This is a genomic window from Piscirickettsia salmonis LF-89 = ATCC VR-1361 (assembly GCF_000297215.2).
In the GTDB taxonomy this organism is placed as follows: domain Bacteria; phylum Pseudomonadota; class Gammaproteobacteria; order Piscirickettsiales; family Piscirickettsiaceae; genus Piscirickettsia; species Piscirickettsia salmonis.
On the sequence record NZ_AMFF02000080.1, the window covers coordinates 16,121 to 32,027 of the forward strand.

The following is a 15,907-nucleotide window of genomic DNA, read 5'->3' on the forward strand; positions in this document are numbered from 1 at the left end:
CTGATTTAAACCCGATAGAGCATGTATGGTCACCGCTTAAAAATAGGGTTCGCATGAAGCTTGATCAAGATGAAATAAATTTAGAGACAGCGCTTAGTCAAGTAATGAAGTCAATGTCAGAAACTATTCGTTGAGTGCTATAAAAACATTATTAAAAATATTTTTCAAATCATGAGAATACAACATGTAAATATACGGAAATGTAAATTTTCAAAAAACTAACATTGTTAATTTTAAAATTAAATATTATGTGTGGTAATTGCGCTAAATTTTATTGAAGCAATGCCCCAAAGTTTTTTTCATAGCTTGCCTTAAAGACTTGCCATGCTTGATGGATTTTTGGAATGTTATCTTTAAAATTGTTTTTTTCTTGTCGCATGTGTGTGTAGTAAAATGCAGTGACAGTTTGATTTGTATCAGGGTAGGCATTGAGCATTGCCTTGATATTAGTTTTGCTATCATCTACAAAAAGAATGCTTTTAAAGTGCAAGCCTAAGCGTTTTAATAACAGCTTGAGCATAAGCCCTTTATTTTGTCCGGCACTAAAGAGAATATTATTGCCATAGCTGATGAGGCGTGGTGTTTGCCAATGAAATTGCTTAATTTCAGCAGGGGTTAAGCCTGTTTTTTCAAGATGATTAAGCTGATATGGCAGGTATTGATGGACAGTACCCGTTTTATTAAAGTGATAGCTGCTTGCTATTAGAGAGGCCTCTGTACTATTACGAAACTCAGGGCTGCGGGCGGTTAAAATTAACAGATTAAAGCCTTGTTGTTGTAGCTTACTTACAAGCGTAGGCTGATTAGTTTCTACAGGTTGGCTTTTGCTTAAAGCAAATAACATGCCTTGAAGTTTTAATAAACTTTGAACACTATGCGCTTCTAAGAGCGGGCTTTTGGGGTTGTTTTTAAGTAAATTGCTTTGCCAGTCCCACCAAGACGCCCCACCGAAGGGTTGTTTTAATTTGAGTAAGGTATCATCAATATCAAAGACGATAAGGATATCTTTTGGAGAATATTGCTCTGCTGTGTGCTCAGCCTGTTGGTAAAACTGCTTAAATGTATGAACGGTGATTTGTTGTGAGGCTAAGCAACAAGGAGAGATTAATGTGATAAGACCCAATGTCAATGCGAGTGCTAAAAAACGAGCATGCATAGTAATTATACCTATTGTTATTAGTTTTGTTGTTAGTTACTAAGATTTAATTTGGAGTGATTCGGGATCGCAGTAAGAAAAGAAAAAGCTGTAAGGTAACAGCTAAATCTTAACTTAGGTGTGTGAAAGTTAGTGGTTACGCAGTAAGTCATTAATGCCGGTTTTGGCTCGGGTTTTTGCATCAACGTGTTTAACGATGACTGCGCAATTTAAGTGACACTGGCCTTGCTGTGAGGGTAAGCTACCGGCAACGACAACAGAACCGCTCGGAATGCGACCGTAGGAAATTTGATCTTTTTCGCGGTCATAGATTTTAGTGCTTTGGCTGATAAAAACTCCCATGCCTATGACCGAGTTTTCTTCGATGATGACGCCCTCGACAATTTCAGAGCGCGCACCGATGAAGCAATTGTCTTCAATAATCGTCGGTGTCGCTTGCAAGGGTTCTAGAACACCACCAATACCAACACCACCAGAAAGGTGGACATTTTTACCAATTTGCGCACATGAGCCGACAGTTGCCCAGGTATCGACCATCGTCCCGGAATCAACGTAAGCGCCAATATTGACATAACTTGGCATTAGTACTGTATTTGCTGCGATATAAGCGCCACGACGAGCGGTTGCCGGGGGTACAATGCGTACTCCCTGTTGCTCATAGTCGTGTTGAGTATAGCCTTGGTATTTAAGTGGTACTTTGTCATAAAATTGTTGGTTGGAGTGATTGAGGATTTGATTATTACTGGTTACAAAAGAGAGCAAAACTGCTTTTTTCAACCACTCGTGGGTGTGCCAGTGGCCGTTAATTTTTTCAGCAACACGCAATGTGCCTTGATCGAGTTGCTTTATCGCTTCTTCAATTGCGGTGCGTTCATGGGCCTGTAAGTTGCTGGTAGTTAAGTGAGCACGTCTTTCGAAGAGGTCATGAATGAGAGGTTCTAATTCGGTCATATTATATCGCCTTTTCTGCTGTTAATTCGCCTCGAAGATTTTCAGTCATTTTGTTTTTAATAAGTGTAATATCTTGATGGCAGCTAAATAACCAAGAAAGTTTAGTTAGTGCGGCCTCCGGTGTCATGTCGTGGCCACTGATAACACCCGCATCCAGTAAGGCATGACCGGTGCTATAATTTTGCATTTTCACCGCGCCCTGTAAACATTGTGTGCAATTGACAATGACAACACCGCGATTATTCGCCTGCTGCAATGCCTTTAAAAAGGATAAATTTTGATTGGGTGCATTGCCGGTACCATAGCTTTCAAGAATAATCCCATTGATATCTTGGGCCAAGACATGTTCTAAAATCGTCATGGAAAAGCCTGGAAATAATCGAAAGGCGGCAATTTTTGCATCTTGCCAGGCTGGCAGTTGGATCGCGGGTGTTGAGGGAGGAAGGATGAGGTGTTCTCTAATTTTAATCTCAATACCGATTTCAGCCAGGGGTGGAAAATTGGGTGAGCGAAAGGCGTTGAGTCGATCAGCATAGGTTTTCTGGCTGCGATTGCCGCGCAGTAAATAATTATTAAAATATAAGCAAACTTCTGGAATTGGGTGATGATTGGCAATCAATAAGGCATCGATAATATTGCAAGCTGCATCATTGCGAATTTGACCGATTGGAATCTGTGAACCGGTGATGATGACTGGTTTATCTAAGTTAGGCAATAAAAATGACAGTGCGGAGGCCGTATAGGCCATGGTATCAGTGCCATGTAAAATCACAAAGCCGTCGTATTGGTCATAATTTTCTAGGATATCTTTAGCGATATTGACCCAATCTTGAGGGGTGGCATTTGCTGAATCAATCAGTGGGCTATATTCATTGAGGACATAATTCGGCATTTTTTCATGGTGAATGGCAGGGAGCTCAGTCATTTGTTTGGCAAGAAATTCAGGGGATGGGTTGAAGCCTTGTGTCGTCGGTTGCATACCGATCGTGCCGCCAGTGTAGGCGATATAGATTGTTTTTTTAGTCACAGCTTTCGTCATTTAAGGTGACTCCTGAATTTTATCAAAATGGTAACACAGACTTTGAGCTATTTTATTTAAGAGGGACTGATCGTCTATGGGTTGGCGTTCTTGATCAGTAATATACAGCGTATCTTCAACACGTTCACCAAACGTGCTGATCTTGGCATTGTGAATAATGAGGTTGTGTTGGGATAGTGTTAAGCCAATATAAGCTAATAATGACGGCTGATTGCGGGTAATAAGTTTTAGTGCTGTCATTTTAGAAAGGGTGTTTTGAAAGCTCACCTGGGTTGGGACATGAAAGTGACTGAGTCTGGCGTTAGGGCGGCGTTTAACAAAAGAGGGCAGGTGTTGGTTGGCGATGGCGGTACTTAGTTGTTGCTTTATTTCATTTAGACGTATTGTGCCTTCGGGAGGGGTGTTGTCTTGCTCGAAAATAACGTAATGGTGCAGGCTGTAGCCATTGAGTGTGGTGCTAAGGGCCGCTTCATTCACGCTGATATTGAGTCGGTCAAGCGCATTGACGATGCGTGTAAACAAATGTGCGCTGTCTTGACAGTAAATAAACACCTGGGTGATTTTTGGCTGTTCACTGTGTTGAAAGTCAATGATGGGCAGTTTAGTTGGCGCTAAGACTAACACTAAGGTTGTCTGGTAAGCGATTGTTTGGGCGGAATTTTTAATAAAATAGTCATTATGCCAATATTGCCAGAGGTCTAGCACTTGCCCAGATGAGAAGATATTCATATTGAGGAGTGCAAGTGCATCGGCTTGATTTTCTTGCATGTGTTCGATGACCAGATGGTCTGTATCGCTGCCGCGCTTTAAGGCATCTTTAGTGGCTAGGTAAAGGTTCTTCAGTAAAGCTTCTCGCCAGCTATTCCAAAGCTTTGGGTTGGTGCCTTGAATATCGGCGACGGTTAAGACATATAAATAGTTTAAATGGGTCAAATCCCTTATTTTGTGTGCAAATTCGTTAATGACATGGGGGTCTTGAATATCTTTGGTTTGTGCGGTTTGTGACATCAGTAGATGATGCAATACCAACCAGTTGACGAGGCGTGTTTGATAAGGCGTATAACTATGGGCTTGGCAGAATGCATTGGCATCGATGGCGCCTTCTTCAGAGTGTTGGCCGTCACGACCTTTGGCAATATCATGGAAAAATGCTGCTGTATAGATAATTGCCGGGTCTTCTAAAGTGTGACTGACGCTTTCATAGTGTTTTAAATGTTGAGTGTGACTCTGGTCTTGATTTTTTTGTGAACGGCAAAACTTCTCGATATTTTGCATAACAAATAAAGTGTGTGTATCAACCGTATAGCTATGAAATAAACTGTATTGCATTTGGCCGATGATGGCGCTAAAGATTGGCAGATAAGCGCCAATAATGCCAAAGCGGTTCATCATGCGCAATTGGCTTGGATATTGTAATAATGTGGCAAAAAGGCGTTGATGTTCTGGCTGGTTGCGATAACCTTCATCAATGAGAGCAAGGCTTTCCATCAGTGCTTTGCTGGTTTTAGCGTCAATGTCAATGAGTTGATCTTGTTTGGCCAAGCATAGAAATATCTCGAGGATGAGTTTGGGCTGCTCTTTAAAACTGTAATGCTCAGCCAGGCCAATATAATGGCCTGTTTTAATAAAAGGGGTTTTGCCAATCGATCGGCTTGTTACCTGAGTAAAGGATTGTTCGAATTGGCGCATCAAGATGATAAAAAGTAGGCGCAGCTCAGCAGCATGGCGAAAGTAGTTTTGCATCATCATGCTTACAGTGTCGTTGCTAGATTCGCCGTGATAGCCTAAAAACTCAGCGAGTTTGGGCTGATGATCAAAGAGTAGGCGGTTTTCTTTGTGTTGAGTGCATAAATGTAGGCCAAGACGAATTTGTGCAAAGAATTGTTGTGCTTGCGCTAATTTGCGGTATTCAAGTCGTGTTACTAGTTTACGCTTATAGAGCTGGATGAGATGTATATCACCAAAATGATGCAGTAATAACCAGCGTAGGGTGTCAAGGTCACGTAATCCCCCTGGACTATTTTTAATATCAGGTTCTAGGTTATAAACGGTATTTTGAAATAACTGGTAACGTTTTGCGCTTTCTCTTTGTTTTTCTTCAAAGAAGCGCTGTTTAGACCAGACCTTAAGTGAGTGTAGTTTCTGTTGGAGCTCGGTAAATAAGGCTTTATCGCCATTTAAATAGCGTGTTTCTAAGATGCTGGTAAAAAAGACAGGATCATGGCTGCTGTCTTTGAGACACTCTGCGAGGGTGCGAACGCTATGACGAATTTCTAGACCGGCATCCCAGCATTGCGTTAAAAACACACTGATGGCATTTTGATAGTTTTGCTGCTCATGATGAGGGTCTAGATTAAGGCTAGATAAGTGATCATTGCCTTGATTGATTCGTTTAATGGGCTTGTGAGTTAAAATCAGTACATCGATATCAGAGTAAGGGTACAGGGTGCCGCGGCCATAGCCGCCCGTGGCAATTAACGTGCAGCGGGCAAGCTCAAGTTTTGGCCACGCTTGGTTTAGAATGCGGTCGATTGTTTTGGCACGTTGACGCAATAGCTGATAGGCGCGTTGTGGAAATTGCTGCAATATCGCCTTTTGTTTGTCATTAAGGGTAATTAATTTTTCACGTGTTTGCTGTGCCCATACCATCGCGTCCATTATTGCTTACGCCTAATTTTAGTTTATTAATATAGTTTATTCACTTAGTCTAGCCCTAGCCTTGCTTTGCTTTAGCTTTAACTTAAATAAAGAAATTGCTCTTGATCACGCTGGGTGAGAATTTCAACGCCACCAGCGGTGACCAGTAAGGTATGTTCCCATTGCGCTGAGAGTGAGCGGTCTTTGGTTTTTACCGTCCAGCCATCATTTAAGGTTTTTATTTGGGATTTACCCATATTAATCATCGGTTCAATTGTAAAGGTCATGCCTTCTTGTAAAATAACGTCTTTTACCTGTGGGTCATCGTAATGCACCACTTGTGGCTCTTCATGAAAGACGGCGCCGATGCCGTGACCGCAGTATTCACGAACGACGGAATAATTAGCATGTTCAGCATGTGTTTGAATAGTTTTGCCGATGGTTTTCAAGCTTGCGCCAGGCTTGACTTCAGCAATGCCCTTAAATAAACATTCACGGGTGATGTGGATGAGGCGCTCACGGGCTTGATATTGAGGTGTTTGTCGCTCTTTGGCACTAAATTCACCGACATGAAACATCATGCTGGTGTCACCATGGTAGCCCTCTTTAATGACGGTGACATCGATATTGACGATGTCGCCTTTTTTCAGTTTGCGATCGGTTGGAATGCCGTGACAGATGACATCGTTCACTGAGGTGCAGATTGATTTTGGAAAACCATGGTAGTTTAAGGGGGCGGGAATCGCTTGTTGCTCATGCGTAATATAGTCATGGCAGAGGGTATTGAGTTCTTCTGTCGTTACACCGGGGGCCACATGTGGACTGATCATGGTGAGAACTTCAGCAGCTAAACGTCCTGCTTTGCGCATTTTTTCGATTTCATCGCTTGTCTTAATTTTAATGGTCATGATGCTCTATGCTCTTGGTTGATTGTCTTAAGTTTTTAATTTTAGCCTTTAAATTATTAGGTGGCTTTCATTGAGTGTATTCTCGTAATTCAGTCTTTTTTGATACTTTTTAGTACTGGCTGGATAAATATTAAGCCTTGTTAGCCAAAATGCCAGCTAGAATGTCACCAGCTAGAATGTCATTAGTGTAATAGATCATTGATGATGGCACCATAGCTAAAATGGCCAAAGTAAAACCTGAGCATAGCCGTTGTCTTTAATGCTAATTTATGGTATAAAATGGCGCTGCAAGTGAGTTTTACTCTTGAATCTTGCGCAATTAATAATAAAACACACACAGGCTATTAACTATGTTTCGGGTGCCCAAGGGTTGAAAGATAGGGACTGTGGAGGTTTAACCCCTTAAAAATTAGGAGAAAGTCATGGCAGCTGTGACCATGCGTGAAATGTTACAAGCCGGAGTTCACTTCGGACACAAAACTCGTTTTTGGAACCCAAAAATGAAGCGCTTTATTTTCGGTGAGCGCAATAATATTCATATTATTAATCTAGAAAAAAGTTTACCGCTTTATAAAGATGCGATTAACTTTGTTAGCAAGCTCGCGTCTCAAAAGGGCAAGGTTCTTTTTGTTGGTACTAAGCGTGCGGCATCGAATATCATTCGTGAAGAAGCTCAGCGCTGTGGCATGCCTTATGTTGATCACCGTTGGTTAGGCGGTATGTTGACGAACTATAAAACAGTACGTCAGTCGATTAAGCGTTTAAAAGAATTACAAGGTCAAGCTGCTGATGGCACCTTTGAGCGTGTTACGAAGAAAGAAGCCTTAACTTTACAGCGTGAGATGGATAAATTAGAGCGCAGTTTAGGTGGAATTCAGAACATGGCAGGTCTTCCAGATGCGGTTTTTGTTCTTGATGTTGGCCATGAAAAAATTTCTATCGCTGAAGCTAAGAAGCTCGGTATTCCAGTTATTGGTGTTGTTGATACTAATAACAGCCCGGATGACGTTGATTATGTGATCCCTGGCAACGACGATGCGATTCGTTCTATTCAATTTTATGCACAAGGTATCGCAGATTCGATTCTTGAAGCGCGTGAAGTAGCAAAGATTGCAGCGACGAAAGGTGATGAATTTGTTGAAATTACTGCAGAATCAGCATCAGGAACAGAAGCGGAAAAAGATGCATAAACCTTAGGGGCTCTTAGGGTAAATCAATTTCGCTGAGTTTTATTAAAAAAGGGGGCTTGTTAGAGGACCCCTTTTTTTCTTATCAATAGTGAGATAATTTAATCTAAGGCTAATCTAAAGTTAATTTAACTTAACTTAACTTAACTTACATCTAAATTTAAAGAGGAATTTACAATGGCAATTACTGCTGCAATGGTTAAAGAATTACGTGAGCGTACAGGTGCAGGCATGATGGAGTGCAAAAAAGCACTGTCTGCAGCGAGTGGTGATATTGAAGTTGCAATTGAAGAGATGCGCAAGTCAGGTGCTGCAAAAGCGGTGAAAAAGGCGGGTCGTGTTGCCGCAGAAGGTGTGATTATTATTAAAGCATCGACTGATAATAAAACAGTGGCGGTAACAGAAGTTAACTGTGAAACTGATTTCGTTGCACGTGATGCAAGTTTCTTGGCGTTTGCCAATGAAGTCGGTGAGTTGGTATTAGCAAATAGCTTAACTGATGTGGCGGCTGTAGCTGAAGCGATGGGTGCGGATGGCCAGACAGTTGAAGAAAAACGTACTGCATTGATTGCTAAAATTGGTGAAAATATTTCAGTACGTCGTGCTCAAATTATTGAGTCACAAGGCGTGATTGGTGCGTATACTCATGGTGGGCGCATTGGTGTTGCTGTTGAACTTGAAGATGGTGATGCAGAGCTGGCCAAGCAAGTGGCGATGCATGTTGCAGCGTCAAATCCTATGGTGGTTAATCCTGAAGATATGCCTGCTGAGATTGTAGAAAAAGAGAAAGAAATTATCAAAGCGCAGCCGGATATGGCCGGGAAACCTGACAATATCATTGAAAAAATGATGGGTGGACGGATTAATAAATTCTTAGCTGAAAATGCCTTGGTTGGTCAGCCGTTTGTGATCGATCCTAATGTTAAAGTAGGGCAATACTTGCAAGAGCGTGGCACTAAAGTACTTGGTTTTATTCGCTTTGAAGTGGGTGAAGGCATAGAGAAAAAAGAAGATGATTTTGCTGCAGAAGTGATGAAAACTGTCCAGGGAGGTTAATCCATGACGGCCAAGACATCACGAGCGCTGAAATATCGGCGTGTTCTATTGAAGCTAAGTGGTGAATCCTTGATGGGGACGAATGTCTCTGGAATTTCACCCAAGACAATCGAACGATTTGCACATGAGATTAAGCAAGTGATGGCTTTAGGGGTTCAGGTCGGCCTTGTTATCGGTGGGGGCAACTTCTTACGCGGAGTGGCCCTTTCTGAGGCTGGACTAAGTCGTGTCACGGGTGACCATATGGGCATGTTGGCGACAGTGATCAATGCGTTGGCAATGCGTGATGTGTTAGAACGCATTGATGTACCCGCACGGATTATGTCAGCGATTCCGATGAGTGGCTTGGTAGATCACTATGATCGTCGTAAAGCCATGCATCACCTGTCTGAAGGGCGTGTGGTAATTTTTGCCGCAGGCACTGGGAACCCTTTAGTGACAACAGATTCAGCGGCAAGTTTACGTGGCATCGAAGTTGATGTGGACTTATTGTTAAAAGCAACGCGTGTTGACGGTGTGTATACTGCAGATCCTGAAAAAGATCCAACAGCAGAACGCTATTCATTTTTAAGTTATGAAGAGGCTTTAAAAAAAGAGTTAGGTGTGATGGACTTGGCGGCTTTTTGCCAGTGTCGTGACCATCATTTACCGATTCGTGTCTTTAATATTTTTAAGGAAAAATCGCTTCTTCGTGTTATTTTAGGTGAAGATGAAGGCACCTTAGTCAGTGGTGGGGAATAAAAAGTGATAGATCAAATAATTACCGATACGCAAGCACGTATGGAAAAAAGTTTAGAGGCCTTACGCGATAACTTAGCTAAAATTCGTACCGGCCGTGCACACCCGAGCTTATTAGAGCATATTTCTGTTGATTATTATGGTAGTAATACGCCATTGAGCCAGATTGCCAATATTAGTATTGCTGATGCTAGAACACTACAGGTGGTACCCTGGGAAAAAACCATGATTGCTGCGGTTGAAAAAGCGATTATGGTGTCTGATTTGGGTCTTAATCCATCGTCAGCAGGCCAGGTGATTCGTGTGCCTTTGCCAGCATTAACAGAAGAGCGTCGCCGTGACCTGGTGAAGATTGTTAAAGGTGAAGCTGAAAATGCGCGTGTGGCGATTCGCAATATTCGTCGTGATGCGAATAACCGTTTTAAAGACTTGTTAAAACAAAAAGAAATGAGCGAAGATGATGAGCGTCGCGCTCAAGATCGTGTACAAAAAGTCACTGATAAATGTATCACCGATGTTGAGTCTATTATTCAGGTCAAAGAAAAAGAGTTAATAGAGATTTAAAGGATAGATGAGCTCTATGAGTGTTGAGGCAGAGGCAGATTTAGCTCCTAAACATATTGCCATTATTATGGATGGCAATGGTCGTTGGGCAACAGCGCGAAAACTACCTCGCGCTGCAGGCCATCGGGCTGGTGCTGAGGCAGTACGTCGTATTGTTAAAGCCAGTGCTGAGCGTGGCATTGAAGCCTTAACACTGTTTGCCTTTAGTAGTGAAAACTGGAATCGCCCTGAGCGTGAAGTCAAACTGATCATGGAGCTGTTTTCTTGGACTGTCAACCGTGAGCTTAAGCGCTTACAAAATGCGAATATTCGTTTAGAGTTTATTGGTGATTTATCGGCCTTATCAGATAAGTTACGGACAAAATTACTGACGGCTGCAAAAAAGACAGCAAATAATACTGGCATGAAGCTGGTGGTTGCGGTCAATTATGGTGGGCGTTGGGATATTGCTCATGCTGCTCAGAAAATTGCTGCTGCGGTGGAAGGTGGTGATTTATCGACTGAAGAAATTAATGAGCAGATGTTATCAGAGTATCTTTCAACATCGCATTTGCCTGATCCTGATTTATTTATTCGTACCAGTGGTGAATTGCGTATTAGTAATTTCTTAATGTGGCAATTAGCTTATACTGAGCTCTATTTTGCCGATGTGCATTGGCCTGATTTTGATGAAACTGAATTAGATAAAGCCATTACTGACTTTTCAAACCGCCAACGTCGTTTTGGTAAGACGCCAGAACAAATCAACGAGTAGTTTATTCATGTTAAAACAACGTGTTTTCACCGGTGCTGGATTAATTATCTTTGCACTGTTACTGTTCTTTGTTGCGCCAAAACCCGTATTTGCTGTGGTTGTGCTTGCGGTTATTTTCTGGTCAGCCTGGGAGTGGGCCAATTTATCAGCATTATTATCAAAAAAAACGCGCTTTTTTTATAGTGCTGGCGTTTTAATTTTAGTGTTTCCTGCATTAAAGTGGAGTCAGTTATCGTTATTATTGGCCTTGCTTTGGTGGTGTATTGCCTTGCTCGCTGTTGTGAGTTACCCACGTTCGGCGACGTGTTGGGCAAAAGGCGTGACTGTCCGCTTAGTTGCGGGGCTGTTTATTTTGCTTCCAGCTGTTGTTGCACTGCTGACGATTTATAATTATTTAGGCGCAGGGCTATTATTATCTGCGATGGCCTTGGTCTGGGCGGCGGATATTGGGGCTTATTTTACCGGGCGTGCGCTTGGTCGGCGTAAATTGGCACTTGCTGTGAGTCCTGGCAAAAGCTGGGAGGGACTGGCCGGTGGTGTGATGTGTTCGATGATGATTGGCGTGGCTTTATTGCACTGTGTCTTTAAAATTAGTGTGGTAGCAAGCCTGATAATTGCCGTTTGTGTTTCTTTAGTTTCTGTGCTTGGCGACTTGACAGAAAGCATGGCCAAGCGCGAGCGCGGTATAAAAGATAGTGGTCACTTTTTACCCGGCCATGGTGGGATACTCGATCGTTTAGATGGTGTAGTGGCTGGATTGCCGATTTTTCTATTATTATGGCAATGGCTCTCTTTGCCTTTATCTATGAGTTAGTTGTTAATTAAATTTAAGTTAGGCTAACGATCTATAGCATTACTTTTCGGTAGTTTTAGCAAAATTTTATCAAGGCATAGTGTGATTATGGTAGGAAAAAATAAACTTTCTGATCGACTGGCTTATGGTGCCTTGCTCTTTGTTGTTTGGCTTACCCGTATTTTAGGGGTGCGTGTGACAAATAGGCTACTTTTTCCTGTGCTGTATTTTTTAGTGGCTAAAAAGCGCTTTACTTTTATGATGGATAACATCATGCAGTCCTTGCCTGGAAAGTCAGCGGATGAGTATAAAGTTATTTTAAAAAATAGCTTAAGGCATACGCTAACCGTCATGTTAATTAATATTGCCGAGAAAAAGTTTTACTCTGAATTTGTTGTAAAAAATGAATACTTAATCGATGACATTGTTAAAAATGATGAGAAAGGTGCAATTATCGTCACCGCTCATTATGGCAATTGGGAAGCGCTGTCGGCATTTTTTCGCTCCAAGCCAGAGCTCACCGTCGGCGCGTTTTACAATCAGCCGGCAAATCGTTATATTGATCGCTTTTTAATTCGGATGAGAAAGATCAGACTGTATCCAGCGGGTCAGGGCATTAAAAAAGCATTGCTTAAAGAATACAAAGTTGCAAGACGATTAATGACGATTGTGGTCATTGATCAGCGCGCTAAAAAGCATGGTTTAAAAGTTAATTTATTTAATCGCCCCGCATCGATTTCGCCCGTGGCAGTGAAAATGGCGCTACAAGCTCAAGTGCCCATTATTGTGGTCACGACTCCTGTAATTGACGGTAAAACGCATATTCATTTGGAAAAAATAGAGATTGATCAAGACCAAAATGATTTACTCGATAAAGCCAGCAAGGTACAGAATACTTTACAAATGGTAATGGATCGCTTGGCAGCAGCGATTACCTGTCACCCTGATCAATGGATGATGTGGTCGCATAATTTTTGGAAATAAAAAACTAGCGATTTTAGTGTATTTTAGAGCTGTTATTGAAATTACAGGCATAATAAAGTGATTTATTGTTGCCTGTAAGCAATAGTGCTCTTTGTGTGAGAATCTAATATATAGTTATAGTTACCTTGGTGCACCGGGTTCGGGTGCGCCGGGTTCAAGTTCACCGTCGGGTTCACCTATTTGAGGTTGACGGGCAGGCGCTTGCGCCTCAGCTGCAGCTTGGTTAAGAAATAAAGATTGGTATTTTCTTTTTCCAACTCTTGGCCGTTCTTGCGGGTGTTCTTGGTGGTGGGCAGCGCTTTTTTGTTGTGAACGATCATGTTGTTGTGCTTGTGCTTGTGCTTGTGCTTGTGCTTGTATTGCCTGTGTCACCTGTTGCGTGAATGCTGCCACTTTAGCATGGATTATATCAGCATGATCTGTTCGGATATTAACTCCAGCAAGCGCGTAGATGCATCGTTGCTTTTGATTTTCATCACCAACTAACCCGAGTTCGCCAAAGTCGGAGAAATTTTTATTTCTGCCACACTTCTCTATTGCGATGAGGGCTGCTTTTGCAAATGGAATTTCACGAAAAAGCTCCCCTCTCTCTGCTTCAATAACCCTAGTTAGCTTATCAGGGCTAAAGCGACCCTCTTGCCAGAGTAAGTTATAGAGTGCGATGACACTATTGTGTCTGACTTGAAGTTGCCCAAATGATGTTCTGGTGTCAATGACTGCTGGAGGTGTTTGGTATGGGGTTTTAAATTTTATCGGCATACCTTCAGGAATCTGACTGTTTGGCAAAAATACCATATTTAACAATCCTTCCAACAGTTCGGAATTACCTTCTATCCCGAACTCTTCAGCATGCTTTTGAATGTGTCTGGCGAGTAGGACCCTTTCTAGTAGACCAGGTATCATTGCTGTATTTTTTTCTAGCATGGCTTTAACATAGGTTTCTAATAGAAAATGGGAAACAGATGCACGACCTCCTTGTGTAGCAGCGGCCATCTCGGCTACCATTGGCTCTCTTATTTCTGGACGATGTTCACCTAATTGAGCGAGGCAGTATTTTAGGGCTGTGTCGCGAAATAGTCCATGTGTGTGGCGCAGTGCGAGTTGAATGAATTCTTCTATATGTGGATACTCAGCGATAGTTCGTTTTGCACGTTCGAGATCATTTAAGCCTTTTAACAGGTGTTCATATTCTATTTTCCCTAGTTTGTCTTTTAAGGCACGTGCAGGTCGTCTATCTGGGCCTGAAATAAGAAAGTTACCGTGTTCAAAAGCAACCTGTTTTATATACAGCGTAGTCGCTCGGTCTCCATAGGTTTTAAACCAGTCAAACTCTTGTTGTTCTGTTGCCCATGCCAGTGTTTTTATCAAACCATCACGAGCCTTTGCTGAGCCGAAATTGATGCCATATTCTTGATCTTCAGGGTCTGCAGTATCATAAGGATGTTCCACCTCATAACATGGAAAATTTAGAGTTTGTGGCCTATCATGACTTTGACCGGGTACAAAGCCAAAAGGATTATTTCGAAACTGCATTAGAGTCGGGTCTATATATGCTTGCGGTACTTGCCCCACCTCAAAGTTATCTCGAAGATGATCCAAAAAGACTCCTGCCAATGCTGGGCTATCAAAGTGTAACTGAATTTGTCGGTCTTTAGCTGTTTTGCCTTTTCTTATTTCTGCTGTTATATTCATTTTTGGCATAAATCGAGCTCCTTGTTGTCCTTTTTTAGCCATTATTAAAATAGAATTTTTATTAAGATTAATCAGGGTTTTTATTTATAGAAAAGTTGGTTAATGTTAAGTAAGCCTAAATAGATTGGAATAAAATTTTATTATTTGATTTTATTTTTAGCTTGTAATAACTTAAAAAGTTTAACCATGAAAGTGGTTGTTACTCCTAACAACTGTTCTTTTATCCTGAAAAACTGTGCTTATTTTGGACTGTGTTGTTAATGACTTATATGAAAATAATGGGTATGTTTTGTTAATTTTTGATTTGTTTTATGTAAAGTGATGAGTGGTTTATTTGCCGTGCTTGGCAATCTTACAGGGTAAGTCGTTCTTGCAGCTTATCAAGGGAAATAGAGCAAATAGCCAGCAGGCTCAATTATTAATTATTAAGTAATAAACATACTGGCTAGATAGAGTGCTTTTGGTTGTGACTAAATAGATTATGGCCCGTTTGGTGCTCTATCAGCTTGGGGTTGATCAGTCTGAGTGCTACTGGCCGTATGCTGAAAAAATAATTGTGGGTTTGCTGCGGTTTCAGTTGCCGCCTGTTGCTCGGTATCACTTGCTATAAGGCGATCTATTCCAGTTATGATAGCTTGCTTGAATTGTCTTAAGCGCGCGTTTATCTGCTGAATATCGGTCATTTCAGTGATGCCTGCCCCTCGACGGATATTACTTATGATCTGATCTTTAGTGCCATTAAAAATAGGTATTCTAGTAATATCCAAGAAGCCTTTTTCCTGGCAATATGCCATGAGTTCATCATAGGTACCGTTTGCAAAGGGTAACTCACCTATGAGCAGCCTACGTTCTTCTTCAACTTTGAGGTCAAGTTTTTCCGGGCTAAAATTGCCATCTGCATCGCAAATCCACGTTTTAAAGGCTGCACAGATATGTGGTTTTCTGCTAATTAAGAAAAGTGCATATTCAGGATTAGCGGTTGTTGCTATGAGGTCATAGGGAGCATCGATTGCTAAAGGATTGCCATGCACTGCTGCTGATGTTGCTGCTACTGCTTCTACTGCAGATGCAGAGCAGATAGACATCAGCAGTGCGTTCTTTATTTCTGTTGCTTCTTTTTTGTTCCCTGCAATTCCTAATGCCTCGGTTTCACGGTCGATCGCTCGTGCGAGCATTGCTCTTGCAAAGATATCTGCCGGAATGGCTTCATCTTTGTCGATTTTCATCTTGATATAGAGCTCTAATAATCGATCATAAATGGGTGTTGAGCAGTCTCCTGTTGCTATCGTCATTTGTGCGATAATGCCACCTCTGATTACTGGGTCAGGGTGTGCTAATTGGGTTACACAATAATCTACGGTTGCACGAGCGATGGCCTTATCGGGGTAAGTCATCGCTCTTTGTATGAACTCCATTATTCTAGAGTCTGAGTTCAGAGTGCTTAGCAC

Annotated in this window: 14 protein-coding genes; 7 read left to right on the plus strand and 7 right to left on the minus strand. The window is 41.8% G+C overall.

What is annotated here, in order from left to right:
- Positions 1–271: 271 nt before the first annotated feature.
- From C200_RS08510 to map, 5 genes are all read right to left on the minus strand, one after another.
- Complete coding sequence (locus tag C200_RS08510) at positions 272–1,156, minus strand: DUF2608 domain-containing protein (protein ID WP_016209387.1); 885 nt, start codon at positions 1,154–1,156, stop codon at positions 272–274.
- A 129-nt stretch (positions 1,157–1,285) separates the two neighbouring features.
- Positions 1,286–2,107, minus strand: coding sequence for a 2,3,4,5-tetrahydropyridine-2,6-dicarboxylate N-succinyltransferase (gene dapD / locus C200_RS08515; protein ID WP_016209373.1), 822 nt, complete (start codon positions 2,105–2,107; stop codon positions 1,286–1,288).
- Between the two features lies 1 nt (position 2,108).
- Complete coding sequence (gene ansA / locus C200_RS08520) at positions 2,109–3,146, minus strand: asparaginase (protein ID WP_016209389.1); 1,038 nt, start codon at positions 3,144–3,146, stop codon at positions 2,109–2,111.
- A complete protein-coding gene (gene glnD, locus C200_RS08525) occupies positions 3,147–5,804 on the minus strand; it encodes a [protein-PII] uridylyltransferase (RefSeq protein WP_016209367.1) in 2,658 nt (885 codons plus the stop codon).
- A gap of 77 nt (positions 5,805–5,881) precedes the next feature.
- Positions 5,882–6,691 (minus strand): type I methionyl aminopeptidase, encoded by an 810-nt coding sequence (map, locus tag C200_RS08530; protein ID WP_016209375.1) that lies wholly within the window; start codon positions 6,689–6,691, stop codon positions 5,882–5,884.
- Between the two features lie 422 nt (positions 6,692–7,113).
- On the opposite strand from map, the gene rpsB reads away from it, so the two are divergent.
- From rpsB to C200_RS08565, 7 genes are all read left to right on the plus strand, one after another.
- On the plus strand, positions 7,114–7,881 hold the full coding sequence (gene rpsB, locus C200_RS08535; RefSeq protein ID WP_032126579.1) for a 30S ribosomal protein S2: 768 nt from the start codon (positions 7,114–7,116) through the stop codon (positions 7,879–7,881).
- Positions 7,882–8,055: 174 nt separating this feature from the next.
- Complete coding sequence (tsf, locus tag C200_RS08540; RefSeq protein WP_016209372.1) at positions 8,056–8,934, plus strand: translation elongation factor Ts; 879 nt, start codon at positions 8,056–8,058, stop codon at positions 8,932–8,934.
- A 3-nt stretch (positions 8,935–8,937) separates the two neighbouring features.
- On the plus strand, positions 8,938–9,675 hold the full coding sequence (pyrH, locus tag C200_RS08545) for a UMP kinase (RefSeq protein WP_016209399.1): 738 nt from the start codon (positions 8,938–8,940) through the stop codon (positions 9,673–9,675).
- A 3-nt stretch (positions 9,676–9,678) separates the two neighbouring features.
- The gene (frr, locus tag C200_RS08550; RefSeq protein WP_016209396.1) at positions 9,679–10,236 is read left to right on the plus strand and encodes a ribosome recycling factor; all 558 of its coding nucleotides are present in this window, start codon (positions 9,679–9,681) and stop codon (positions 10,234–10,236) included.
- 7 nt (positions 10,237–10,243) lie between these two features.
- Complete coding sequence (locus C200_RS08555) at positions 10,244–10,990, plus strand: isoprenyl transferase (protein WP_016209371.1); 747 nt, start codon at positions 10,244–10,246, stop codon at positions 10,988–10,990.
- 7 nt (positions 10,991–10,997) lie between these two features.
- Positions 10,998–11,804, plus strand: a complete 807-nt coding sequence (locus C200_RS08560; protein WP_016209379.1) for a phosphatidate cytidylyltransferase — start codon at positions 10,998–11,000, stop codon at positions 11,802–11,804.
- 87 nt (positions 11,805–11,891) lie between these two features.
- Positions 11,892–12,767 carry a lysophospholipid acyltransferase family protein gene (locus C200_RS08565; RefSeq protein ID WP_016209397.1) on the plus strand — a complete coding sequence of 292 codons (876 nt, stop codon included), beginning with the start codon at positions 11,892–11,894 and terminating at the stop codon, positions 12,765–12,767.
- A 120-nt stretch (positions 12,768–12,887) separates the two neighbouring features.
- Here C200_RS08565 and C200_RS08570 read toward each other — a convergent pair whose 3' ends face one another.
- A complete protein-coding gene (locus C200_RS08570) occupies positions 12,888–14,468 on the minus strand; it encodes a hypothetical protein (protein ID WP_248782673.1) in 1,581 nt (526 codons plus the stop codon).
- 470 nt (positions 14,469–14,938) lie between these two features.
- Positions 14,939–15,751, minus strand: coding sequence for a hypothetical protein (locus C200_RS16370; protein WP_230383376.1), 813 nt, complete (start codon positions 15,749–15,751; stop codon positions 14,939–14,941).
- Between the last annotated feature and the right edge of the window lie 156 nt (positions 15,752–15,907).